The following is a 23,075-nucleotide window of genomic DNA, read 5'->3' on the forward strand; positions in this document are numbered from 1 at the left end:
TTGGCTTCTTTTTCGACCAGTCTCGAACAGGCTCTGAGGCGCGCGCTGCAATACGCCAACGAGCGGAATCACGAATACGCGACGCTTGAGCACCTCTTGCTGTCGCTGATCGACGACCGCGACGCGGCCGCCGTCATGCGGGCGTGCGACGTCGATCTCGACCTGCTGCGCGACAAGGTCACCGGTTATATCGAGGAAGAGCTCGCCGGGCTTTCCGTCACTCAGCGCAGCGATGCGCAACCGACGGCCGGCTTCCAGCGGGTGATTCACCGCGCCGTGGCTCATGTCCAGTCTTCGGGCCGGGAAGAGGTGACGGGCGCCAACGTGCTGGTCGCGATCTTCGCCGAGCGGGAGAGCCATGCTGCGTTCTTCCTGCAAGAGCAGCACATGACCCGGCTGGATGCGGTCAATTACATCAGCCACGGCATTGCCAAGCGGCCCGGCATGTCCGAGCCCCGCACCGTGCGCGGCGTCGACGACGATGCGGCAACGGTCGAAGGCAACGAGGACAAGAAGCGCGGCGCCGATGCGCTTGAGGTCTATTGCGTCAACCTCAACGAGAAGGCCGAGGGCGGCAAGATCGACCCGCTGATCGGCCGCGCGAGCGAGATCCAGCGCACCATCCAGGTGCTCTGCCGCCGTCAGAAGAACAATCCGCTCTTCGTGGGCGATCCGGGCGTCGGCAAGACGGCCATCGCCGAAGGTCTGGCCAGGCGCATCGTCATGGGCGACGTGCCCGAGGTGCTGCAGGATGCCACTATCTTCCAGCTCGACATGGGCGCGCTGCTCGCCGGCACGCGGTATCGCGGCGATTTCGAGGAGCGGCTGAAGGCCGTCATGCGGGAGATCGAGAATTATCCCGGGGCCGTCATGTTCATCGACGAGATCCATACGGTGATCGGCGCGGGCGCGACCTCCGGCGGCGCGATGGATGCCTCCAACCTGCTGAAGCCTGCGCTTCAGAGCGGTGGCCTGCGCTGCATCGGGTCGACGACCTACAAGGAGTATCGCCAGCATTTCGAGAAGGACCGCGCGCTCGTCCGCCGCTTCCAGAAGATCGACGTGAACGAGCCGACCGTCTCCGATGCCATCGATATTCTGAAAGGCCTGAAGCCTTACTTCGAGGATTTCCACAAGGTGCGCTACACCAACCAGGCGCTGCGCACGGCGGTGGAGCTGTCGGCGAAATACATTCACGACCGGAAGCTGCCGGATAAGGCGATCGACGTGATCGACGAGACCGGTGCGTCCCTGATGCTGGTGCCGGAGAAGCAGCGGCGGAAGGTGATCGGCGTGAAGGAGGTGGAGAACACCATCGCGTCGATGGCGCGGATTCCGCCGAAGACGATCTCCAAGACCGACGCGGAGGTTCTGCGCCATATCGACCGCGACCTGAAGCGGGTCGTTTTCGGCCAGGATCAGGCGATCGAGGCGCTGGGCGCGGCCATCAAGCTGTCCCGGGCCGGTCTTCGCGAGCCGGGCAAGCCGATCGGCTGCTACATGTTCTCCGGCCCCACGGGCGTGGGTAAGACGGAAGTCTCCCGCCAGCTCGCCGAGCTGTTGGGCGTGGAGCTGCTTCGTTTCGACATGTCGGAATATATGGAGCGCCACACGGTGTCCCGTCTGATCGGTGCGCCTCCGGGCTATGTCGGCTTCGACCAGGGCGGTCTTCTGACCGACGGCGTCGACCAGCATCCCCATTGCGTGCTGCTGCTCGACGAGATCGAGAAGGCCCATCCGGATCTGTTCAACATCCTGCTGCAGGTCATGGATCACGGGAAGCTGACCGACCATAACGGCAAGAAGGTCGACTTCCAGAACGTGATCCTGATCATGACCACGAATGCGGGCGCGACGGATCTCGCGAAGGCGGCCATCGGCTTCAACCGAACCAAGCGGGAAGGGGACGACGAGGAGGCCATCGCGCGGATGTTCTCGCCGGAGTTCCGCAACCGTCTGGACGCGGTGATCCCGTTCGCGCCGCTGGGTCAGGATGTGATCTCCAAGGTGGTCGAGAAGTTCGTCTTCCAGCTGGAAGCGCAGCTCGGCGACCGGAACATCACCATCGAGCTCACGGATGACGCCAATCAGTGGCTCTCCGAGCGCGGCTACGACGAAAAGTTCGGCGCACGGCCGCTCTCCCGGGTCATCCAGGAGCACATCAAGAAGCCGCTCGCCGAGGAGATCCTTTTCGGCAAGCTCCAGGGCGGCGGCATCGTCCGGGTGCTCGTGGAGAAGAAGGACGGCCAGGACACGCTAGGCTTCGAGTTCCTCGACGCCAACGCGCCGGCCAAGCCGAAAGGCGAGGGCAAGTCGAAATCCAAGAAGCGCAAATCATCGCGCAGCAAGGAAGAGACGGCTTAGCCGCTCGATCTACAGAAGAATTGAAAAGGCCCGGCCCGCAGATGCGGCGCCGGGTTTTTTTGTGGTCGGTCCCTTCAGCGTGTCATTGCCCGGCTTGACCGGGCAATCTAGTAGGCACCGCCGCATGTTGGACCGCCGACCTCAGCGGTTACGGGATCCCGGCTTTCGCCGGGAGGACAGCCGTGCTTTGGGGGCCGCACTGCTCAGCGCTACGCCACGTCATCCTGAGGTGCTCGCGAAGCGAGCCTCGAAGGAGGCGTGGCCCGAGCGTGTTGCCCATCCTTCGAGGCTCGACGCGTTGCGCGCCGAGCACCTCAGGATGACGACGGTGGCTGTTGAAAGCGCCTCGGAATGGCCGGCTGTGCGTGGGGCTAAAGCCGAACGTTCGGCCGCTATGGCTGCTCGCCCAGGAATGCTTTGATCAGCTCCAGGGTCGCTTCCGGCTTCTCGACCATGGGAGAATGGCCGGCGCCTTCGACGTATTTCACGGTCGTGTTCGGGACTTGCTCGAACAGCTTTGCCGTTTCGACGGGCACGAGGCGGTCTTCCTGGCCGAAGATCACCAGGATCGGAATGGATGGATCGAGGGTCTTCAGCCGTTCGTAGGCCGGCTTTTCCTTCTGATAGAGAACGCTCTTATCGTGGGCGTGGGTGAAGGCCGTGTAGGTGAGCTGCTCGGCATCGGCCACGAATTTCTCTGGGACCGGGAAGCCCGGCGCGAAGCCCTGCGTCAGACCGCGCTTCACGACGCGTCCCGTTACGAGGTGATAGAGAAGCTGCCCCAGCACGGGCGTTAGATAGGCTTCCGTCGCCGGGTTGAAGCTCACGGAGAGGTTCGCGGGGCTGTCGATGAGCACCAGCCTGGAGACGAGGCCGGGGCGGGTTTCGGCCAGCTCGCCGGCCACCTCGCCGCCCATGGAATGGCCGATGACGGGAAGGGAATCGATCTCCAGCTTGTCGAGGACGGCGCCTGCCAGCTTCGCCTGGTCTTCGATGGTGTAGCCGGCGTGCGGCGCCTCGGTCCCGCCATGGCCGATCAGGTCCAGCCGGATCACTTTGTGGGTCTTTGCGAGGGCAGGGGCGATCTCGTCCCACCAGTCCAGCGCTGCCGAAAACCCGTGGATCAGAAGAAGGGGTGGGCCGTCGCCCTCGATTTTCACATTGGCGGTCACGACGGGCGTGTCGACGATCTTGCCGCCATCCCGCGGCGCGGCTTTGCGGGTCTCGCGATTGACGAGGATCGTGTTGGCCGCCAAGGCAACGGCGACGAGGCCGAGGATCAGAGCAGCTATCATCCAGCGCGATGATCCGGGGCCCATATCCTCTAGCCGATCGCCGTCCGGATCGTCTCGGCGGTCTTGGCGAGCTCGTCCTGGTCGGCCATGTCGCCGGCATGGGGCTTGAGGTCGACGCCCTCTTTTCGCGGCACGATGTGGAAGTGGAGATGGAAGACGGTCTGGCCGGCGGCCGCGCCGTTGAACTGCTGGATCAGGATGCCTTCGGCGCCGACGGCATTTTGGATCTGGGGCGCCAGTTTCTGGACCACTGCCATGGTTTTGGCCAGCACCTCGGGCGAGACGTCGAACAGGTTCTCGGCTTGCGCCTTGGGGATCACCAGAGTGTGGCCTTCCGAGCGCGGCATGATGTCGAGAAAGGCGAGGGTGTCGTCGTCCTCATAGACCTTGTGGCAGGGAATCTCGCCCTTCAGCATCTTGGCGAAGATATTGTCCGGATCGTAAGCCATTGCTCCCTCCCTTAAGCGTCCGATGATCGCCCGGGTTTTGGCATCTGCTTTGGGCCAGCGCAACGGCCCGGTTGTGGTTTTCCCGTAGGTTGCTTCCTCAAATTCTACGCGCTGCCGTCCTTCTTGTACGGGCTCTCTTCGGACAGGAATGCGATCTCATGGGCGATGGCCTCGCGTTCGCGCTTCAGGAAGCCGGCAATGGCCTGGGCCAGGCCTGCATCCCGGCAGTAATGGACGCTGTAAGTCTCGGTCGGCAGATAGCCGCGGGCGAGCTTGTGCTCGCCTTGAGCGCCGGCCTCCACAGTCTTCAGACCTTGGGCAATGGCGAAGTCGATGGCTTGGTAATAGCAGATCTCGAAATGGAGATAGGGGTGGTGCTCGGTGCAGCCCCAGTAGCGGCCGAACAGGGCGTCCGCCCCGATCACGTTCAGGGCACCGGCGACGTAGCGCCCGTCGCGATTGGCCAGGACCAGCAGCAGATCGTCGGCCATGGTCTCGCCGATCATGGAGAAGAAGCTGCGGTTCAGATAGGGGCGGCCCCATTTCCGCGCGCCGGTGTCCTGGTAAAATTCGTAGAAGGCATCCCAATGGGCTTCGGTGAGATCGGCGCCGGTGACCCATTCGATCTCGATGCCGTTCTCAACCGCCTGGCGGCGCTCTTTCCGGATCGCCTTGCGCTTACGAGAGGACAGCGCTCCCAGAAAATCATCGAAGCTCTCGTAGCCCTCATTCCGCCAGTGGAATTGCTGGTCGGTTCGCTGGAGGAAGCCAATCTCGCCCGCGAGCTCCCATTCGTCTTTGGTGAGGAAGGTGATGTGGACCGACGAGACATCGAGCTGCTCGGCGAAGCCGGCCGCGGCGCGGAGCAGGAGGCTCTGGCGCTCGGTGCGGTCCGGCCCTTCGGGCACCAGCAGCCGCGGGCCCGTGACGGGGGTGAAGGGGACGCTCGCCTGGAGCTTCGGATAGTAGGCACCGCCCGCCCGCTCATAGGCGTCGGCCCAGCCGTGGTCGAAGACATATTCGCCCATGGAGTGGGCCTTCAGGTAGCACGGCATGACGCCCTCGATCTCGCCGTCGGGCGATTCCAGGACCAGATGTCGGGGCAGCCAGCCGGTCTCGGCGCAGGCCGAGCCGGACTCCTCCAGGGCATGGAGAAAAGCGTGGGCGAGGAACGGGTTGCGCCTGCGGGCTGAGGAAGTGATTCCGGCTGCCCCGGGTGACGTTCCTTCGGCGCAGGCATCCCAGGTTTCGGGGTCGATCTCGGCCACGCCGGCGATGGCGCGAACGACGATATTTTCGATGTCACCCAACGTGTTGCGGTCTCAGGTTAAACCCTGATCTCTTCGAAAATTATGGCATCGGTGAGCGCTTCAGCCTTGGCGCGGTCGGCTTCGATCCGCACGGTCCAGGTCAGAAGCGGCAGGCCCAGCGACCGGGCGATCCGCGTCGCCGTGGTCGGCAGGGCCCGGATATCGTATGCGATGAAATGGGGTCTGGCGATGGATGCGGTCAATAAATGGCGCATGGCGAAGCGCTGCCAGATGCCGATCTGCTTCTGCCAGGTACGCCGGGACATCCATTCGGCGACGAGGCCCCGGGGCAGGTCAGGCGCGAGGGTGCGGAAGCGGGCGACGCAGTAGGGATCGAAAGACATGATCGCGACGGGGCCGGAATAGCCTCGAAGCGCTTCGGCGATATTTTCCTCGTAGCGGGGATCGCCGTTCCACTCGCTCTTGATCTCCAGGATCAGGGGCGCGCGCCCGGCGACGAGATCGAGCAGCTCTGGCAGGGCGAGGATGCGGTCCTCGGTGTCCCGCATGGGCAGGCGTCGCAAAGTCTCGACGTCGTGTTCGCCGATTGGGCCTTCGCCTTCTGTCAGCCGCTCCAGGGTCTCGTCATGGAAGACGACGGGAATGTGGTCCTTGGCGGATCGCAGATCGAGCTCCATGCCGTAGCCGGCCGCGATGGCCGCTTCAACGGCGGAGGCGGTGTTCTCGACGATGCCGGTTTTTCGATCGTGTAGCCCGCGATGGGCGATCGGCCTCTTCAGCCAGTCGAGCCCGCCGCTGTAAGCCATTGTCTCTAGACTCTTCTTCGGACTCTATTCGATGGCGAAGATCGCATCGACCTCGACGGCCGCGCCAAGGGGCAGGCTCGAACAGCCGACGGCGGCGCGAGTGTGGCGGCCTTTGTCCCCCAGCACCTCGACCAGCAAATCCGACGCGCCGTTAATGACCTTGGGATGATCGGCGAAGTCCGCGGTTGAATTCACGAAGCCTGTTAGGCGTACGGCCTGGGCGATTGTGTCGAGATCGCCGAGCGCGTTTTTGGCTTGGGCCAGGACGTTGAGCAGGCAGATCTCCGCCGCCTCCATGCCGTTCTCGATATCGAGATCGCGCCCCAGCTGCCCGGTGACGGCCACCTTGCCGTCGCGCATGGGAAGCTGGCCCGAGACATAGAGGAAGCCGTTGATGTGCAGGAAGGGCACGTAGTTGGCCACGGGGCTTGCGACCTCGGGCAGGGCGATGTTGAGCGCCTTCAGGCGTGCTTCGATTTCTCCGGCCATCGATCCTTCCGCATCTCTCGAAGTTTGCGTTTCAGCCCGCTCTAGGGCAGGCGGGGCGACCTTCAGTCAAAACCCGCAAACGCGCAAGCGGGTTCGCGAGGCTCTTGTAGATACGGGGCGTTGGTGCGACAAACCACCAAGCTGGCCATGCCGGCTAACCTGTTCAGGAGGCGTGTCTCTTTGTCATTCGCCATGTTCCGTAGCGTTCCCATAGCCTTCCGTCTTCTACCGCTCCTCCTGGTATTTGGCGGCGTCGCCACGAGTGCCGCTGCCGCCGGTGCGAAGCTGCAGCCCCATCGGGCGATTTACGAGATGCGGCTTGAAGATGCGCGCTCCGCTTCAGGGATCACTGGAGTCGACGGGCGTATGGTCTACGAGTTCTCCGGCTCCGAATGCGAGGGCTATACCCTCAACATGCGCATGGTCACCCAAATGACCGACAGCCAGGGCGAGACCAATCTCACCGATCTGCGCTCGTCGACCTGGGAGGACGGGCAGGGCAAGAAGTTCCGCTTCCAGTCGGCGCAGTACATGAACGACAAGCTGGGCGACGTCACCATGGGCCGCGCGCTGCGCGAGTCGCCCAACGAGGTCGAAGTACGCCTCACCCAGCCCAAGCATACCGAGCTCAACCTCTCACCCAAGGTGCTGTTTCCGACCCAGCACAGCCTGGCGGTGATCGAGGCAGCCAAGGCCGGCAAGACCAAGCTGGAGGCGGAGCTCTATGACGGTTCGGAGCTGGGCCAGAAGGTCTACGATACGACCTCTTTCATCGGCAATGTGCGTCCGCCGGGCAGCGATGACGATCTCGAACCGGCGGGGAAGGAGCGGGGGCTGGACAAGCTGCGCTCCTGGCCCATCTCGATCGGCTATTTCGAGACCAAGGGCGGCGACCTGACGCCCGCCTATCAGATCGACTTTCTTCTCTATGAGAACGGCGTGAGCCGCAAACTGGAGATCGATTACGGCGATTTCGCCATATCAGGCGATCTGAGCCAGCTGGAATATCTGCAGGAAGACGCTTGCGATTAGACGGTGATGGCAAGACCGTGCTTGCCGCCGGCCTCGTCTTCGCCTTTTTTGTTAAGACCTAAAGGGTTTGGTTACCGGTGCTAGTGTCCAATCGGGACAATAGGACGAGGGAACCCACACATGTTTTGGACGGCTTGGCCGCAATCTGGCACGACGGGGAAAACCGGTCGGGTTGGCGCGGTGGAAGACAGCGTCCCGCCGGGTCTAAAGCTCATGAGCAAGACTGTACTGATCGTGGAAGACAACGAGCTCAACATGAAGCTCTTTCACGATCTTCTCGATGCTCATGGGTACGATACCCTGCAGACGCGAAATGGCATGGAAGCGCTTTCGCTGGCGCGCGAGCATCGGCCCGATCTGATCTTGATGGATATCCAGCTGCCGGAAGTCTCCGGGCTGGAGGTCACCAAGTGGTTGAAGGAAGACGATAGCTTACGCGAGATTCCAGTCGTCGCCGTCACGGCATTTGCTATGAAGGGCGACGAAGAACGGATCCGGGAGGGAGGCTGCGAGGCCTATATCTCCAAGCCGATCTCGGTCGCGACCTTTATCGATACGGTGAAGCAGTTCATCGGCGAAGCCCGCTAGGAAAGTCATGACGGCCCGCATCCTCGTCGTCGACGACATCGATACGAACGTCAAGTTACTCGAGGCTCGGCTGACGGCCGACTACTTCGAGGTGGCTTGCGCGTATAGCGGCCCGGAGGCGTTGCAGATCTGCGCCCGGGAGCGTGTCGATGTGATCCTGCTCGACGTGATGATGCCCGGCATGGACGGCTTCGAGGTCTGCCGCCGGCTGAAGGCGGAGCCGCGCTCTCAGCATATTCCGGTGATCATGATCACCGCGCTCGACCAGCCTGCCGACAAGCTGCAGGGGCTCGAGGCGGGGGCCGACGACTTCCTCACCAAGCCGGTGGACGATATTTCCCTGATCACGCGGGTGAAGAACCTGGCGCGGCTCAAGATGCTGACCGACGAGATGCTCATGCGGGCCTCGACGAGCTCGCAGATGGGCATGGCGGCGATCGGCGAGAGCGAGCTTCAGCAGCTTTCCGACGGCGGCAAGATCCTTCTGGTGGAGGACCGGCCGTCCGCGGCCGAGCGTGTCGTCGATGCGCTGTCGCCCCATTACGACGTGGAGTTGGAGACCGATCCGTCGCGCGCTTTGCTGGAGCTGCCCGACGCCGGCTACGACCTGATGATCGTGAGCCTCGGCCTGCAGCATGCCGACGGCTTGCGGCTTTGCTCCCAGGTCCGCTCCCTGGACCGCACACGCCATCTGCCGATCCTCATCATCGTGGAGGAGGGGGAGAGCGCCCGCCTCCTGCGCGGCCTCGATATCGGCGTGAACGATTACATCAGCCGCCCTATCGACCCGGCGGAGCTGCTGGCGCGGGTGCGCACCCAGGTGAAGCGGAAGCGCTACGTGCACTATCTGCGCACACGGCTCGAAGAATCGGTCGAGATGGCGGTGCTCGATCCGCTGACCGCGCTCCATAACCGGCGCTATATGAACAGCCATCTTACGACGCTGTTCGACGAATCCGCTCAGAGCGGACGTCCGCTTTCGGTGCTGGTGATCGACATCGATTACTTCAAGGCGGTCAACGACACCTACGGCCACGACGTGGGGGATCTGGTGCTGAAGGATTTCGCCACGCGCATCCGCCGCAATATCCGCGGCATCGATCTCGCCTGCCGGCTGGGCGGCGAGGAATTCGTCGTGGTGATGCCGGACACGGATCTGGCGAACGCCTACAAGGTGGCTGAGCGTCTGCGCCTGGCCATTGCGGAGGTGCCGTTCGCCAGCGGTGAGGGCGGCCGCACTCTGGATGTCACGGCAAGCGTCGGCGTAGCGACCTTCGAGTTCCCCGACGACACGCCCGACATCATTCTCAAGCGGGCCGATCAGGCGCTCTATTGCGCCAAGCGCGACGGCCGCAACAAGGTCGTCGCGGACGCAGCCTAGTCGCCGCGGACCCCAATCCCTCCTATACTTTCAATGCGCTTTGCGATTCGTAGAGTCGTGATGCGGGTCTTGCCGCGCCAATACATGGCCTGCGGGTGGCTTGCCTTGGGAAATGAGGTGTTTCCGCCAACGCTTTACAATGACTAATATTTTAGCGTATTAAGCAAAAGATGAAGATTGTTATCGCCGGATCGTAAGCTGCGTTAGTATCCGCGACCGTCGATTGATAGAGGGATAGGACTTCTTTGGGGTGAGGGGCGCTCCCCGGAATTTTGTCCGACTGCCGCCTCGCCTGCATTTATTGGGATAGCCCTACGGAGTGCTCAGGTCCGCCGCATCTCCTGGGTCCGTGGGGTTCGGTCGGCCGAGGCGCGGTTTAAGTGGCCTCCTCGTTAGCGCCGCGTTTCGGTCGACCACCAAGTCAAACGGCCAAGCCCTCTTTGGTCTTTGACTTGCCGACCGGCCCCGCAGTTCACGCAGGAGCTACCCCGCTTGACCTGCATGGCTGCGGGGTTGGTCATTTCTGGGCCTTTTTGGAAGGCGTCTAGCAGAAATCTCAAAAACCGAAATCGGAAGCGCGCCGGTGCCGGCGCGCGCCGTGGAAGGCCGCTACTTGATTTTGGCTTCCTTGAACTCGACGTGCTTGCGCGCGACGGGGTCGTACTTCTTCAGAGCAAGCTTCTCGGTCGAGTTCCGCGGGTTCTTCTTCGTGACGTAGAAGTACCCGGTGCCCGCGCTGCTTACGAGCTTGATCTTCTGGGTGATTGGCTTTGCCATCGTTTTTCCTTGATCGGGCAGATATGCGCGGAGCGCACCCTACTCAGTGGTCTTGCGAAGTCAAGACTGATTGCTATCAGGATTGGGCCGGCGGCCAGGGCGCCGTTTCACCGGGTTGGCCGGGATCAGTTTCGCCAGGCTCTTCGACATGGTCCGGATCGAAGCCGTGCATCAGCAGGGCCCATTGCAGGCCGATGAGACCGCCCTTGATCGGCGGCAGCAGGAGCAGGGACAGGATCACGGTGAGCGGGAGCCACAGGCTCCAGTGGATCCAAAGCTCAGGATGGTAGGCCATCTCCACGGTCATCATCAGGCCGACCACGACATGGCCGACGATGGAGATGGTGACGTAGGGCGGGGCGTCGTCGGCACGGTGATGATGGAGCGCTTCGCCGCAATTGCCGCAATGGTCGGCGACCTTCAGGTATTTCGTGAACACCTTGCCTTCGCCGCAGGCCGGGCAGCGGCAGAGCGTGCCGCGCCACAAGGCTTCGGCCCAATGGCGCTCGCCTGTGCTGCGGCCGTCGATCTGCGCGGGCCGTTTATCCGTCTCGTGCGCGTGGGTGGCGTGAGACATCTCTTCCTCCAATTCGTTCGGGCGCACAGTATCGCGTGGCGGATGCGCCCGCCAGTCTCCATGGCGCTACCGATTGGCGCTACCGTTTGGCGCGCTTGGGCCGTTTGGCCGGTTTGCCCTTGCCGGGCTTGGGACCTGTCTTCTTGCCTTTTCCGCGGCCACGGCCATGAGCGCCGGGCTTGCCCCGGCCGCGGGTGCGGAAGCTCTTATGGCGCGCACCGCTCGGCTTGATGCCGATCTGCCGGCCTTCGGTGAGGATCTCGAAGCGGAGCGCACCTGCGGTTGGGATCGCCTCCACCAGCTTTACCTCGACGAAATCGCCGAGTTGATAGGCGCTGCCCGTGTCCTCGCCGACGAGCGCCCGGTGGGTTTCGTCGTGATAATAATACTCATCGCCGATAGTCGAGGCGGGGATGAAGCCATCGGCGCCGGTCTCCTTCAGCTGCACGAAGAGGCCGGAGCGGGTAACGCCGGAGATCTTGCCGTGGAAGCGGGCGCCTACCCGGTCGGCGAGATAGGACGCGATGAGCCGGTCGACGGTCTCGCGTTCCGCCGACATGGCGCGGCGCTCCGTGTCGGAGATCTGCTGGGCCGTATCTTCCAGTCTCTCGATCTCAGCGTCCGTGAGACCGCCGTCGCCCAGTCCCAGGGCGCGGATGAGCGCGCGATGGACGATCAGATCCGCGTAACGGCGAATTGGTGAGGTGAAATGAGCGTAGCGGCGGAGGTTCAGGCCGAAATGCCCGTAATTGCCGGGCGTGTATTCGGCCTGGGACTGGCTGCGTAGAACCACTTCCTGGACGAGGTCCGCCACGGGCGTGTCCTTGGTCATGTCCAGGATGCGATTGAACTGGGCCGGCTTCATCACACCGGCCTTGGCGAAGGTGATGTCCAGGGTGCGCAGGAAATCCGACAGTGCGGCGACCTTCTCGTCGGACGGCGCGTCATGGACGCGATAGACGAGGGGGGTGCTCTCCGACTCCAGGGTCTCGGCCGCGGCGACATTGGCCGCGATCATGAACTCCTCGATGAGGCGGTGAGCCTCCAGCCGGGGCGGCGACACGATGTCGGCGACCTCGCCCTTGTCGTTCAGCTTGATCTTGCGCTCCGGCAGATCCAGATCCAGCGGCGCGCGGTGGTCGCGCGCTTTCGCCATGGCCCTATAGGCCGCCCAGAGCGGCTTCAAAACCGGCTCCAGAAGTGGGTCTGCCTGATCGTCCGGATTGCCGTCGATGGCGGCCTGGGCCTGTTGATAGGTCAGGCTGGCGGCGGATTGCATCATGCCGCGGATGAAGCGATGGCTCTTCTTGTGGCCGCCCGCGTCATAGACCATGCGCACGGCGATGCAGGGGCGGGGCTCGCCCTCTACGAGCGAGCAGAGATCGTTTGAGATGCGCTCGGGCAGCATGGGCACGACGCGGTCGGGGAAATAGACCGAGTTGCCGCGGGTGCGGGCTTCCTTGTCCAGCGCGCTGCCCGGCGTCACGTAGGCCGAGACGTCGGCGATGGCGACCATGACGATATGGCCGCCCTTGTTGTTCGGATCGTCATCTGGCTCGGCCCAGACCGCATCGTCGTGATCGCGGGCATCGGCCGGGTCGATGGTCACCAGCGGGATCTTGCGCAGATCCTCGCGCCCTTCCATGCCCGGCGGCTTGGCGGCCTCCGCTTCGGCGAGCGCGGCTTGCGGGAACACGTCCGGAATACCGTAGGCGTGGATGGCGATCAGGCTGGTGGCGCGCTGGTCTTGCGGGTTGCCGAGACGCTCCACGATGCGCGCCGTTCCGGAGCCGTAACGGGGCGAGCGGGCAAGCTCGAAGCGGACGAGCTCGCCATCCTCCGCCTCGTTCCGCTCGGAGCGGGGGACGCGCCATTCTTTCAGCTGCTTGCGGTCGACGGGATCGATGACGCCGTCCTCGCCGCGGGCGCGATAGACGCCGAGCAGGGTGCGCGGGCCCGTGGAGAGCTTCTTGATGGGCCTGGCGAGATACGGGTAGGTCTCGTCCTTCTGCTTCTCGATGCGGGCGAGCACGCGGTCGCCGACGCCGGCGGCCTCGGTGCGCTGGCGGCTGCCGGCCACGAGAATGCGCGGTGGCGGGCTCACCTCCTCGTCCCAGGAGGCGGGGGTGGCGACGAACTCGCCATCCTCGTCGCGGCCGGTGATGCGGATCACGGTGACGGGCGGAAGCTCGTTGGGCTTTTGGAGGTTCTTCTTGGAGCCGCCGATCAGCCCCTCATCGGTCATCTCGCGCAAGAGCGCTTTCAGAGGGATGCGGTCGGCGCCCTTGATGCCGAATTCACGCGCGATCTCGCGCTTGCCGACCTTTTCGTCACTCGACTGGATGAAGTCGAGCACCTGTTGCTTGCTCGGCACCGAGCCTGACGCGGTCTTGCGGGTGGGTTTGGGGTTCGCCACAGGGGCCTAATCGGCCGTCTCTTCGACGGTCTCCTTGCTGCCGTTCTTCTTCGCTGCAGATTTCTTACTCGTCGATTTCTTCGACGTCGCCTTTTTCGCCGTAGATTTCTTTGCGCCCTTCTTGGCACCGCCCTTGCCGGTCTTTTCGGCCCGCGCGGCGATCAGCTCCACGGCCTCTTCCATGGTGATGGATTCCGGCTCCTTGTCTTTGGGGAGCGTGGCGTTGACCTTGCCATGCTTCACGTAAGGACCGTAGCGGCCGCTCATAACCTGGACAGGGCCTTTGAGCTCGGGATGATCGCCGAGTTCCTTGATCACGCTGCCGCCGCGCTTGGCACGCGAGGCTTCCTTCTCGGCGAGCAGGCTGATGGCGCGGTTCGCGCCGACGGTGAAGACCTCTTCCGGATTGGAGAGGTTGGCATAGGTTTTCTGGTGCCGGACGAAGGGGCCGTAGCGGCCGTAGCCGGCGGTAATGGGTTCGCCGGACTCCGGATGCAGGCCAATCTCGCGGGGAAGCGAGAGCAGGGCCAGCGCCCGCTCCAGATCGATGGCGCTGATGTCATCGCCTTTCGGAATCGAGGCCCGCTTGGGCTTCTCGCCATCCTTGGCTTCTCCGAGCTGGATGTAAGGGCCGAAGCGGCCGTCCCGGAGCGTGATCTCCATGCCGGTCTCCGGATCGGTGCCAAGCACCTTGCCGTCGGCGGAGGCGGCCGCATCGCCCTTGTCGCCGGTCTCGGCGAGCTGACGGGTGAAGCGGCAATCGGGATAGTTGGAGCAGCCGATGAAGGCGCCGAAGCGGCCGACCTTCAGGCTGAGCCGTCCGTCGTCGCAGGCCGGGCAGGCGCGGGGATCCTTGCCGGGCTCGGTCTGGGGGAAGATGTGCGGGCCCAAGATCTCGTTGAGGGCATCCAGAACCTCGGCAATCCGCAAATCGCCAATTTCCTCGACGGCGCCGGTGAAGTCGCGCCAGAAATCGCGCAGGACCTCGCGCCAGGCGAGATCGCCGGCGGAGATGCGGTCGAGCTTCTCCTCCAAATCGGCGGTGAAGTCGTATTCCACGTAGCGCTCGAAGAAGCTCTTCAGGAAGGCCGTGACCAGCCGGCCCTTGTCCTCCGGGTAGAGGCGCTTCTTGTCGAGGCGCACATATTCCCGGTCGCGCAGCACGTTCATGGTCGCCGCGTAGGTGGAGGGGCGGCCGATGCCGAGCTCCTCCATCTTCTTGATGAGGGTCGCCTCGCTATAACGGGGCGGCGGCTGAGTGAAGTGCTGCTCAGGCACGATCTCGCGGGCGTCGAGCTGATCCTTCTCGGCGAGCGGCGGCAATACGGCGCTGTCCTCGCTCTCCTGATCGTCGCGGCCTTCGTCGTAGAGCTTCAGGAAGCCATCAAAGCAGATCACCTGGCCGGTGGCACGGACGCCGTAGGTCTTTCCGTCGCTGCCTTCGACGTCGATATCCACCGTCGTGCGCTCGATCTCGGCGCTTGCCGCCTGGCTGGCAAGCGTCCGCTGCCAGATGAGCTTGTAGAGCTTGGCTGCATCGGCCTGCAGATACTTGGCCACGTGATCGGGCTGCTTGAACACATCTGTCGGCCGGATCGCCTCGTGGGCCTCTTGGGCGTTCTTGGCCTTGGTCTGATACATCCGCGGTGAGGACGGCAAATACCGCTCGCCAAACAGTTTTTGTAGCTGTCTGCGGCTCGCGCTGATGGCTTCGGGAGCGATCTGCACGCCGTCGGTCCGCATGTAGGTGATGAGGCCTTCGGTCTCGCCGCCGATCTCAACACCTTCGTAGAGCCGCTGGGCGATCTGCATGGTCTCGCGCGGCGAGAGGCCAAGTTTGCGCGAGGCTTCCTGCTGAAGCGTCGAGGTGGTGAAGGGCGGGTAGGGGTTCCGCTTGGTCGGCTTCTTCTCGACCTGGCCGACCGTGAAGCGCCCGCCTTCCAGCGCCGCTTTGAGCTTGGTCGCGGTCTCCTCGTCCGGGATATCGAACTTGTCGAGCTTCTTGCCGTCGGCCGCGGCGAGGCGCGCCTTGAAGGTCTCGCCCTGGGTGGTGGCGAGCTCGGTGGTGATGGACCAGTATTCCTGAGGCTTGAAGGCCTCGATCTCCATCTCGCGGTCGCAGACGAGGCGCAGCGCCACGGACTGCACACGGCCTGCGGAGCGCGAGCCCGGCAGCTTCCGCCACAGGACCGGCGAGAGGGTGAAGCCCACGAGATAATCCAGCGCGCGGCGGGCGAGATAGGCATCGACCAGGGGTTCGTCGATCTTGCGCGGATGGGCGATGGCGTCGCGCACCGCTTCCTTGGTGACCGCGTTGAAGACCACGCGCTCCACATCGACGCCCTTCAGCGCCTTCTTGCCGTCCAGCACTTGAAGGACATGCCAGGAGATGGCCTCGCCCTCGCGGTCGGGGTCAGTGGCAAGGATCAGCTTGTCGGCGCCTTTCACGGCGCGGGCGATCTCGTTCAGCCGCTTCTGGGATTTCGGATCCACATCCCAGTGCATCTCGAAATCGTTGTCGGGCAGGACGGAGCCGTCCTTGGACGGCAGATCCCGGACATGGCCATAGGACGCCAGGACCTGATAGTCCGAGCCGAGATACTTGTTGATGGTCTTCGCCTTAGCTGGCGATTCCACGATGACGATATTCATCCGGTTCCTGCCTGGGAGATTTCGGGGCGGCCGCGTCCGCTGCGTCTGGCCGCAGCCCTGCTACGCGCGAAAATGGTGTCTCGCGCCCAAGGTGTCAATTTCTGGTCTTTCAAGCGGTTGACAACTCAAAGGCGCATCCAATAATCAATACAACCAATAGTCGAGCTGCAACCGGTCCTCGCCTATCGGGGATATGGGGTCTGATTCTCCGGGAGGACAAGCTGGCAGGACAGGGGAGAGGCAACAATCGGGGCCGGAAAACAAGCCCGAGAGTTCGCAAGAGGACGGGCATGGCGAAACGCGATGACACGGTATTGCAGCTTGAGCGCTCGGAGGCCGCCGACTATCTCGCCGGCATGCTGAGGGGGCTGAGGGAGGTCGCAAATGGCGCCGATTTGCGCTTCCTCGGCTACCTGATCGAGGTGGCGATGCAGGAGGCTCAGGCCGAAAAGGCGCGGACCGATTCGCGCTGAGGGCGCTTCAGTCCTCCTCGATCACGGACACAAGCTGCTGACCGTGGCGCTCCAGTCGGCCGGCGAGATCCAATTCCAGAAGCACGATGTGCACTTTCCGGGCAGCGATTCCGGTGGCTCGGACGAGCTCATCGATATCGATAGGGCTGGGGCCGAGTGCTGCGAGAACCCGTTCGCGCTCCGATTGCTCGATATCGGGCAGGGGCTCCGGCGTGGCGTGCTCGTCGGCAGCTTCGAGAGCGCGCGGCGCGGCGGGCAGGCGGCCCATGATGGAGGAGAGGGCTTCGACGATGTCGGCGGTTCCGGTGATCAGGGTGGCGCCATCCTTCAGTAGAGCGTTGGTCCCGGCGGCCCTTGGGTCGAGAGGGCTGCCGGGCACGGCGAAAACTTCGCGGCCCTGCTCGCCTGCGAAGCGCGCGGTAATCAGGGAGCCGGATCGTTTGGCCGCCTCGATGACCGCGACGCCGAGAGAGATGCCGGAGATCAGCCGGTTGCGGCGCGGGAAGTCCTGGCCGCGCGGTTTGAAGCCGGGCGGCCGCTCGCTCATGAGCAACCCGTCCTTGCCGATCGCCGCATGAAGCTCTGCATTCTCAGGCGGATAGATATTGTCGATGCCGCCGGCGAGAACGGCGATGGTGCCGCGCTCCAGGCTGGCGCGATGGGCGGCCGTGTCGATGCCCCGGGCGAGACCGGAAGCGACGACGATCCCTTCCATACCCAACCCGGCTGCGATTTGGCGGGTGAATTTCTGGCCGATGGCCGAGCCGTTGCGCGCGCCCACGATGGCGACGATCGGCTGGTCGGCCAGCTCAGGCCGGCCCTTGATATATATGACGGGCGGGGGCGCTTCGATATTGGCAAGGGCCGGCGGATAGCCGGCCTCGCCGGTTACCACGAGCGTGGCGTCGATCCGCTTTGCGGCGGCAAGCTCGCGCTCCGCCTCTTCGCGTTTGCAGATCCGGATGGATGGACGGCCGCCGCGACGGGAGAGTTCGGGCAGGGCATCGAGGGCAGCTTCGGCGCCGCCGAACTGGTTGACCAGGGCGCGGAAGGTGGCAGGGCCGACATTTTCAGAGCGGATGAGACGAAGCCACGCCAACCGCTGGGTGTCGGTCAGGCGGGTGCGGATTTCGCTGCCGGCCTCACCGCTGCCCAATGCGCGTCTCCTCGCCGCGAATGAGACGGCCGATATTTTCCTGGTGGCGCAGGATCAGAAGGATGCTCAAGAGGACCGCGGCGATGGTCAGGGGTGGCGAGGCCATATAGGCGAGCAGCGCCGGGACGACCAGGGCCGCGATCAGGGCGGAGAGCGAGGAGTAGCGGGTGGTGAAGGCGATCAGAAGCCACACGGCGCAGAAGAGCAGGGCGGCGGGCCAGTAGAGCCCGAGAAGCACACCGATATAGGTGGCGACGCCCTTGCCGCCCCGAAAGCCGAGCCAGACCGGCGCGATGTGACCGAGGAAGGCGCCGATGCCTGCGGCGATCCCTGCGATGGGGCCGAGTAAATGCATGGCGAGCAGTACCGGGACGGTGCCCTTCAGCACATCGCCGACGAGCGTCGCCGCGGTGAGCCACTTATTGCCGGTACGCAGCACATTGGTGGTGCCGATATTGCCGGAGCCGATCTTGCGCAGATCGCCGAGGCCGGCGGCCCGGGTCAGCAGCAGCCCGAACGGGATCGAGCCGCACAGATAGCCGCCGAAGAACGCGGCTGCATAGATGAGCACGAGGCTCAAGCTCAGCTCATTCACGAGACCTTCCCCCCAGAGTCCCCGAAGTCCGGCTATTCGCCGGAAGCGGTATCAGCGTAGTTGTAGACGATGCGGCCTGCAACGAGGGTTGCAAGCGCGCGCCCCTCCAGGCGTGCCTGATCGAACGGCGTGTTCTTGGATTTGGAGCGCAGGTCTTCCGGGTCGACCACCCACGGCGTCTCCAGATCGATCAGCGCCAGATCCGCCGGCGCGCCGATGGCAAGCCGTCCGGCCTCCAGCCCAAGGATACCTGCCGGGTTGGCGGTCATAGCCCGGAGCAGGGTGGTGAGCGGAACCTCTTCGTTGTGATAGAGGCGCAATGCCACGGCGAGCATGGTCTCGAGTCCCACCGCGCCATAGGCGGCGTCGGCAAAGGGATGACGCTTCACATCGGCATCCTGAGGATCGTGAGCGGAGACGATGACGTCGATATCGCCGGAGGCGAGACCCTCGACCATGGCCTGCCGGTCGTCCTCGGCGCGCAGGGGCGGACGCATCTTGAAGAAGGTCCGGTAGGGGCCGATATCGTTCTCGTTCAGCGCCAGATGATTGATGGAGACGCCGCAAGTGACGGGAAGGCCCTTCTCCTTGGCAGCCCGGATGATCTCCAGGGATGCGCGGCAGGAGATTTCGGCGGCGTGGTAGCGGGCTCCGGTCATCTCTACGAGGCGCAGATCCCGCTCCAGCATGATGGTCTCGGCAGCCGCCGGGATGCCCTTCAGCCCCAGCCGCATGGAGACCTCGCCGGAATTCATCACGCCGCCTTCGGAGAGCGTCGGCTCCTCGACGGCATGCATGACGAGGATGTCGAAATCCTTCGCATAGGCCAGCAGGTTCCGCATGACCTTGGCGTTGGCGAGGCTGCGCTTGCCGTTGGTGGCGGCGATGGCGCCGGCCGCCCGCATCAGGCCGATCTCGGTCATCTCCTCGCCCCGCAACCCCTTTGTGAGGGCCGCGAGCGGATGGACATGGACGGCCGCCGTATCGCGGGCGCGCCTCAGGATGAAGTCGACCAGGGCCACGTCGTCGATGACGGGGTCGGTGTCCGGCATGGTGAGGATGGAGGTCACGCCGCCGGCAGCCGCGGCCCGGCTCGCGTCCGCCAGGGTGCCGCGATGCTCGTGGCCGGGCTCGCCGGTGAACACCATCATGTCGATCAGCCCCGGCGCCAGGACATGGCCGCCGCAATCGATCAGCACCGCATCGCCGCCGGCCTCGCCATGGATGTGCCGGCCGACATCAGCGATTCTGCCGTCGTCGACCAGAAGCCCGCCCTGCTCGTCGAGACCGGTGGCAGGGTCCACCAGGCGCGCATTGACGAAAGCGAGCCGCTTCGGCGTTTCGCCTGATGTGAGGGCTGGATCGTCGAGCGTCATCGGCGTCATTTCCGCAAATGGGGGATGAGGGCCTGCAGCACCGCCATGCGGACCGCGACGCCCATCTCTACCTGTTCGTTCACGACGCTGCGCTCGTCGTCGGCAATCACCGAGTCGATCTCCACGCCCCGGTTCATGGGGCCGGGATGCATGACGATAGCGTCGGGCTTGGCCAGCTTCAGCTTCTCGTGGTCGAGGCCGAAGAAGTGGAAATATTCTCGCTGGCTGGGAATGAGGCTGCTGGTCATGCGCTCGCGCTGGAGGCGGAGCATCATCACTACGTCGGCGTCGGCCAGGCCTTCCTCCATGGAGGTGTAGACCTCCACGCCGAGCTTGTGGATCGCGCTGCCCAAGAGGGTCGAGGGGCCGATGACCCGAACCCGCGCGCCCATGGTGTTGAGCAGCAGGATGTTGGAGCGGGCGACGCGGCTATGAAGGATGTCGCCGCAGAGCGCCACAATGAGGCGCGAGATGCGGCCTTTGTGACGGCGGATGGTCAGCGCATCGAGGAGCGCCTGGGTCGGGTGCTCATGAGCGCCGTCGCCAGCGTTGATGACCGAGCAATCGACCTTCTGGGAGAGCAGCTCCACCGCGCCGGCCGCCTGATGGCGGACCACGAGAAGGTCCGGCCACATGGCGTTCAGGGTCACGGCTGTGTCGATCAGGGTCTCGCCCTTCTGCATGGACGAGGTCGGGATCGACATGTTCATCACATCCGCGCCGAGCCGTTTGGCGGCGAATTCAAACGAGCTCTGGGTGCGGGTGGAATTTTCGAAGAAGAGATTGATGAGGGTCCGGCCGCGCAAATCGGTGCGGACTTCGCCGGGGCGCCGGATGGACTTGGCTGCATCCTCCGCCAGGTCCAGCAGCCCCTCGATCTCGGGCGCTTTCAGGCCCTCGATGCCAAGCAAATGGCGATGGGGAAAATCGATCGTGGGGGAGGGTGAAGCCGCGCTGCTCATCAAAAGCCACTCTATAGACCCGAGCCTCGGAGCCGACAAGACAGAGAAGCTCCAATCGTCAACCTCTCCTTAACGGTGCTGACATGTAAATGCGCTTCAGAGGGACCGGCAGCGGCTACGCCATTGCTGAAGCAATTGCCGTCTGCGCGGGCTTGCAAAGTGAGCGAATCGGCCGGTGAGGGATTTACCGCCAGTTGCGAATCACTGAGAATGCAAGAATTCCGAAGCTTATCCGAGATAAACGTTGCCGGTCTGGCGGAGGCTGCAACGTGAGGGGCCAGATTAAGTCATGATGAGCTTACCGTTTTTCCTATTTGCCTGCGGACTGGGCGCTGCCTGGTCCGATTGGCGAAATATGGCCATGGGGTTTTGGTTCGCGGGATTGGTCACTTTGCTGGTGCTGTTCCGGTTTCATGCCACGGAAGTCCTGAATATCGGCCTTTAACGGACGGCACCTAAAATGACCCCGGCAAATGCATTGCGGCTCAACGCTCTCGGCTTGCTCGCGATCTGTATCGTCCTGTCCTTTGCTTTTGCCGACCAGATCCTTTTCGACGATCTTCCTTGCCCGCTCTGCCTGCTGCAGAGGATGGGTTTCTTCGCCGCCGGATTCGGTATCGCGTTGAATCTCGTGCTGCGGGTTCGGACGGCCCATTACGGCATGGCGATTCTGGGCGCGGTGTGCGGTGCGGCGGTCTCGCTGCGCCAGATCGCACTCCATGTGGTGCCGGGGACCGGCTCCTACGGCGATCCCTTCCTGGGCTATCACTTCTATACTTGGGCGTTCATCGTCTTCTGCCTGATCATCGCAGGAACGGGCGTGATGCTGCTGTTCCAGCGGCAGTTCGTCGGCGAGCCCGAAGTTTCCGAGCTCGTGCTGATGGATATGCCGACGCGGCGGCTCGCCCAGACCGCGTTCCTGTTCTTCGCGCTTCTGGCGATCGCCAACGGCGTTTCGACGGTGGCCGAGTGCGGCGCTGGGATGTGCGCCGACAATCCCACGGACTACGAGCTTCTCGACAAAGACTAGGGCAGACTTCGGTTTGCGAGCGGTTGCCTAGGAGAGGGTTTTCAGACCTTTGAGCCGATCAAGTGCGCCCTGCAGGATATAGGCGGCGGCCATGCGGTCGACGACCTCGCCGCGGCGCTTGCGGCTGGCATCCGCCTCGATGAGATGGCGTTCGACGGCTGCTGTCGACAGGCGCTCGTCCCAGAACACCATGGGCAGATCCGTGTGCTGGCTGAGATTGCGGGCGAACGCCCGGGTCGACTGGGCGCGCGGGCCTTCGCTGCCGTCCATATTGACGGGAAGCCCCAGCACGATGGCGCCGACGCCGAGCTCCTGAATCGTCTTCAGGATGGGCTGGATGTCGGCGGTGAACTTGCTGCGCTTGATGGTTTCCACCGGCGTGGCGATGGAGCGGCTGACATCGGAGACGGCCACGCCAATGGTCTTGGTGCCGAGATCGAGGCCGAGGAGGCGCGCATCGCGGGCGACTTCGGCCGGTAGATCCTGGATCTCGAGAACCCTGGCGGCGGTTCCGGGTTGTGACCTTGTCAACGCGTTACGCTTTCCTATAGTCGCGGCGAAGCCTGACGCCCCGCAAAACCCACAAGATTTCAGAAGAGGCCTTCATGCAGATCACCTGGTTCGGCCATTCCTGCTTCCGCATCGATCTCGACAAGCAGAGCATCCTGATCGATCCCTTCCTGACCGGGAACGGCGTCTTCGAGGAGGCGGGCATTCCGGTGCGTGATGTGGCGAAGGATATCACGCATCTGGTGCTGACCCACGGCCATGACGACCATACGGGCGATACGGTGTCCATCCTGAAAGAGAGCGACGCCACTTTGGTCGCGAGTTTCGAGCTCGCCAGCTACCTGCAGGGGCAGGGCGTGGAGAAGGCTGAATACATGAACACCGGCGGCACGCTGGATCTGGGGGAATTCACGATCACCTATGTGCCGGCCTTCCATTCGTCCTCGACCATGGTGGACGGGAAGCCGGTCTATCTCGGCCCGGCCTGCGGTGTGGTGATCGCGCCGAAATCCGGCAAGACCGTCTATCACATGGGCGATACGGACATCTTCTCCGACATGGGGCTGATCAACGAGATGCATAAGCCTGCGATCGGCATCGTGCCCATCGGCGACCGGTTCACCATGGGGGCGAAATCGGCGGCACTCGCCTGCAAGCGGTTCTTCGAGTTCGAGACCGTGATTCCCTGCCACTACAAAACCTTCCCGATCATCGACCAGTCGGCGGATCCGTTCGTCGCGGAGATGGCGGGTGAGACCGTTCTGGTGCCGAAGGTGGGCGAGCCTCAGAGCTTCTAGGCTCATGCGTCTTTCTTGCGGCTGCCTGCGGCTTGACCCGGGCAGCCAATTTCCCGATACCTTCTCCGAAATCTCGAGG

22 protein-coding genes are annotated in these 23,075 nt (G+C 63.8%); 8 read left to right on the forward strand and 14 right to left on the reverse strand.

Features of this window, described 5'->3' with window-relative positions; all coding sequences use genetic code 11:
• Positions 1-2,364, forward strand: coding sequence for an ATP-dependent Clp protease ATP-binding subunit ClpA (clpA, locus tag ACFQ2F_RS08475; protein WP_379088544.1), 2,364 nt, complete (start codon positions 1-3; stop codon positions 2,362-2,364).
• A 392-nt stretch (positions 2,365-2,756) separates the two neighbouring features.
• Here clpA and ACFQ2F_RS08480 read toward each other — a convergent pair whose 3' ends face one another.
• From ACFQ2F_RS08480 to ACFQ2F_RS08500, 5 genes are all read right to left on the reverse strand, one after another.
• Positions 2,757-3,659, reverse strand: coding sequence for an alpha/beta fold hydrolase (locus ACFQ2F_RS08480; RefSeq protein WP_379088547.1), 903 nt, complete (start codon positions 3,657-3,659; stop codon positions 2,757-2,759).
• A gap of 29 nt (positions 3,660-3,688) precedes the next feature.
• A complete protein-coding gene (locus tag ACFQ2F_RS08485) occupies positions 3,689-4,108 on the reverse strand; it encodes an HIT family protein (protein ID WP_379088550.1) in 420 nt (139 codons plus the stop codon).
• Between the two features lie 104 nt (positions 4,109-4,212).
• Positions 4,213-5,418 carry a GNAT family N-acetyltransferase gene (locus ACFQ2F_RS08490; RefSeq protein ID WP_379088553.1) on the reverse strand — a complete coding sequence of 402 codons (1,206 nt, stop codon included), beginning with the start codon at positions 5,416-5,418 and terminating at the stop codon, positions 4,213-4,215.
• 17 nt (positions 5,419-5,435) lie between these two features.
• The gene (locus tag ACFQ2F_RS08495; RefSeq protein ID WP_379088556.1) at positions 5,436-6,185 is read right to left on the reverse strand and encodes a glycerophosphodiester phosphodiesterase family protein; all 750 of its coding nucleotides are present in this window, start codon (positions 6,183-6,185) and stop codon (positions 5,436-5,438) included.
• A 24-nt stretch (positions 6,186-6,209) separates the two neighbouring features.
• Entirely contained in the window at positions 6,210-6,674 is a 465-nt protein-coding gene (locus ACFQ2F_RS08500) for a RidA family protein (RefSeq protein WP_379088559.1), read from the reverse strand.
• Positions 6,675-6,866: 192 nt separating this feature from the next.
• Between ACFQ2F_RS08500 and ACFQ2F_RS08505 the strand changes: the two genes are divergently transcribed.
• The 3 genes from ACFQ2F_RS08505 (at position 6,867) to ACFQ2F_RS08515 (ending at position 9,675) form a co-directional block, all read left to right on the forward strand.
• Complete coding sequence (locus tag ACFQ2F_RS08505) at positions 6,867-7,706, forward strand: cell envelope integrity EipB family protein (protein ID WP_379088562.1); 840 nt, start codon at positions 6,867-6,869, stop codon at positions 7,704-7,706.
• A gap of 213 nt (positions 7,707-7,919) precedes the next feature.
• On the forward strand, positions 7,920-8,294 hold the full coding sequence (locus ACFQ2F_RS08510; RefSeq protein ID WP_379088565.1) for a response regulator: 375 nt from the start codon (positions 7,920-7,922) through the stop codon (positions 8,292-8,294).
• 7 nt (positions 8,295-8,301) lie between these two features.
• A complete protein-coding gene (locus tag ACFQ2F_RS08515; RefSeq protein WP_379088568.1) occupies positions 8,302-9,675 on the forward strand; it encodes a PleD family two-component system response regulator in 1,374 nt (457 codons plus the stop codon).
• A 609-nt stretch (positions 9,676-10,284) separates the two neighbouring features.
• Here the strand turns inward: ACFQ2F_RS08515 and rpmG are convergent.
• The 4 genes from rpmG to topA form a co-directional block, all read right to left on the reverse strand.
• Positions 10,285-10,452, reverse strand: coding sequence for a 50S ribosomal protein L33 (gene rpmG / locus ACFQ2F_RS08520; RefSeq protein WP_069093688.1), 168 nt, complete (start codon positions 10,450-10,452; stop codon positions 10,285-10,287).
• Positions 10,453-10,528: 76 nt separating this feature from the next.
• The gene (locus tag ACFQ2F_RS08525) at positions 10,529-11,029 is read right to left on the reverse strand and encodes a DUF983 domain-containing protein (protein ID WP_379088571.1); all 501 of its coding nucleotides are present in this window, start codon (positions 11,027-11,029) and stop codon (positions 10,529-10,531) included.
• Positions 11,030-11,108: 79 nt separating this feature from the next.
• Positions 11,109-13,445, reverse strand: coding sequence for a ribonuclease R (rnr, locus tag ACFQ2F_RS08530; protein ID WP_379088574.1), 2,337 nt, complete (start codon positions 13,443-13,445; stop codon positions 11,109-11,111).
• 6 nt (positions 13,446-13,451) lie between these two features.
• A complete protein-coding gene (gene topA / locus ACFQ2F_RS08535; protein WP_379088577.1) occupies positions 13,452-16,097 on the reverse strand; it encodes a type I DNA topoisomerase in 2,646 nt (881 codons plus the stop codon).
• Between the two features lie 290 nt (positions 16,098-16,387).
• Here topA and ACFQ2F_RS08540 point away from each other — a divergent pair, with 290 nt between their 5' ends.
• Positions 16,388-16,570 (forward strand): hypothetical protein, encoded by a 183-nt coding sequence (locus ACFQ2F_RS08540; RefSeq protein ID WP_379088580.1) that lies wholly within the window; start codon positions 16,388-16,390, stop codon positions 16,568-16,570.
• 7 nt (positions 16,571-16,577) lie between these two features.
• Here the strand turns inward: ACFQ2F_RS08540 and dprA are convergent, their stop codons facing one another.
• Genes dprA through ACFQ2F_RS08560 form a run of 4 tightly spaced genes read right to left on the reverse strand, consistent with a single transcriptional unit; the run spans position 16,578 to position 20,659 of the window.
• Positions 16,578-17,726 carry a DNA-processing protein DprA gene (dprA, locus tag ACFQ2F_RS08545; protein ID WP_379088583.1) on the reverse strand — a complete coding sequence of 383 codons (1,149 nt, stop codon included), beginning with the start codon at positions 17,724-17,726 and terminating at the stop codon, positions 16,578-16,580.
• Positions 17,713-18,321, reverse strand: coding sequence for a glycerol-3-phosphate 1-O-acyltransferase PlsY (gene plsY / locus ACFQ2F_RS08550; RefSeq protein WP_379088586.1), 609 nt, complete (start codon positions 18,319-18,321; stop codon positions 17,713-17,715). The genes dprA and plsY overlap by 14 nt, the downstream gene beginning before the upstream one ends.
• Positions 18,322-18,353: 32 nt before the next feature.
• Entirely contained in the window at positions 18,354-19,697 is a 1,344-nt protein-coding gene (locus tag ACFQ2F_RS08555; RefSeq protein ID WP_379088589.1) for a dihydroorotase, read from the reverse strand.
• Between the two features lie 5 nt (positions 19,698-19,702).
• A complete protein-coding gene (locus ACFQ2F_RS08560; RefSeq protein ID WP_379088592.1) occupies positions 19,703-20,659 on the reverse strand; it encodes an aspartate carbamoyltransferase catalytic subunit in 957 nt (318 codons plus the stop codon).
• Positions 20,660-20,951: 292 nt separating this feature from the next.
• Between ACFQ2F_RS08560 and ACFQ2F_RS08565 the strand changes: the two genes are divergently transcribed.
• Positions 20,952-21,104, forward strand: coding sequence for a DUF5993 family protein (locus ACFQ2F_RS08565; protein WP_379090648.1), 153 nt, complete (start codon positions 20,952-20,954; stop codon positions 21,102-21,104).
• A gap of 15 nt (positions 21,105-21,119) precedes the next feature.
• Positions 21,120-21,689: a disulfide bond formation protein B gene (locus tag ACFQ2F_RS08570; protein ID WP_379088595.1), complete on the forward strand. Its 570-nt coding sequence runs from the start codon at positions 21,120-21,122 to the stop codon at positions 21,687-21,689.
• A 27-nt stretch (positions 21,690-21,716) separates the two neighbouring features.
• Here the strand turns inward: ACFQ2F_RS08570 and ruvX are convergent, their stop codons facing one another.
• Positions 21,717-22,220, reverse strand: coding sequence for a Holliday junction resolvase RuvX (gene ruvX / locus ACFQ2F_RS08575; RefSeq protein WP_379088598.1), 504 nt, complete (start codon positions 22,218-22,220; stop codon positions 21,717-21,719).
• Between the two features lie 74 nt (positions 22,221-22,294).
• Between ruvX and ACFQ2F_RS08580 the strand changes: the two genes are divergently transcribed.
• The gene (locus ACFQ2F_RS08580; RefSeq protein ID WP_379088601.1) at positions 22,295-22,996 is read left to right on the forward strand and encodes a metal-dependent hydrolase; all 702 of its coding nucleotides are present in this window, start codon (positions 22,295-22,297) and stop codon (positions 22,994-22,996) included.
• Positions 22,997-23,075 lie beyond the last annotated feature (79 nt).

Origin of the sequence: Methyloligella solikamskensis (assembly GCF_042676065.1) — a bacterium.
GTDB classification, from domain to species: Bacteria; Pseudomonadota; Alphaproteobacteria; order Rhizobiales; family Methyloligellaceae; genus Methyloligella; species Methyloligella solikamskensis.

Excerpts from the sequence above, each read along its gene's own strand:
- ACFQ2F_RS08480 (WP_379088547.1), bottom strand. The coding sequence starts at position 3,659 with ATGATAGCTGCTCTGATCCTCGGCCTCGTCGCCGTTGCCTTGGCGGCC.
- ACFQ2F_RS08485 (WP_379088550.1), bottom strand. The coding sequence starts at position 4,108 with ATGGCTTACGATCCGGACAATATCTTCGCCAAGATGCTGAAGGGCGAG.
- ACFQ2F_RS08495 (WP_379088556.1), bottom strand. The coding sequence starts at position 6,185 with ATGGCTTACAGCGGCGGGCTCGACTGGCTGAAGAGGCCGATCGCCCAT.
- ACFQ2F_RS08500 (WP_379088559.1), bottom strand. The coding sequence starts at position 6,674 with ATGGCCGGAGAAATCGAAGCACGCCTGAAGGCGCTCAACATCGCCCTG.
- ACFQ2F_RS08505 (WP_379088562.1), top strand. The coding sequence starts at position 6,867 with ATGTTCCGTAGCGTTCCCATAGCCTTCCGTCTTCTACCGCTCCTCCTG.
- ACFQ2F_RS08510 (WP_379088565.1), top strand. The coding sequence starts at position 7,920 with ATGAGCAAGACTGTACTGATCGTGGAAGACAACGAGCTCAACATGAAG.
- ACFQ2F_RS08515 (WP_379088568.1), top strand. The coding sequence starts at position 8,302 with ATGACGGCCCGCATCCTCGTCGTCGACGACATCGATACGAACGTCAAG.
- rpmG (WP_069093688.1), bottom strand. The coding sequence starts at position 10,452 with ATGGCAAAGCCAATCACCCAGAAGATCAAGCTCGTAAGCAGCGCGGGC.
- ACFQ2F_RS08525 (WP_379088571.1), bottom strand. The coding sequence starts at position 11,029 with ATGTCTCACGCCACCCACGCGCACGAGACGGATAAACGGCCCGCGCAG.
- topA (WP_379088577.1), bottom strand. The coding sequence starts at position 16,097 with ATGAATATCGTCATCGTGGAATCGCCAGCTAAGGCGAAGACCATCAAC.
- ACFQ2F_RS08540 (WP_379088580.1), top strand. The coding sequence starts at position 16,388 with ATGGCGAAACGCGATGACACGGTATTGCAGCTTGAGCGCTCGGAGGCC.
- ACFQ2F_RS08555 (WP_379088589.1), bottom strand. The coding sequence starts at position 19,697 with ATGACGCTCGACGATCCAGCCCTCACATCAGGCGAAACGCCGAAGCGG.
- ACFQ2F_RS08560 (WP_379088592.1), bottom strand. The coding sequence starts at position 20,659 with ATGAGCAGCGCGGCTTCACCCTCCCCCACGATCGATTTTCCCCATCGC.
- ACFQ2F_RS08565 (WP_379090648.1), top strand. The coding sequence starts at position 20,952 with ATGAGCTTACCGTTTTTCCTATTTGCCTGCGGACTGGGCGCTGCCTGG.
- ACFQ2F_RS08570 (WP_379088595.1), top strand. The coding sequence starts at position 21,120 with ATGACCCCGGCAAATGCATTGCGGCTCAACGCTCTCGGCTTGCTCGCG.
- ACFQ2F_RS08580 (WP_379088601.1), top strand. The coding sequence starts at position 22,295 with ATGCAGATCACCTGGTTCGGCCATTCCTGCTTCCGCATCGATCTCGAC.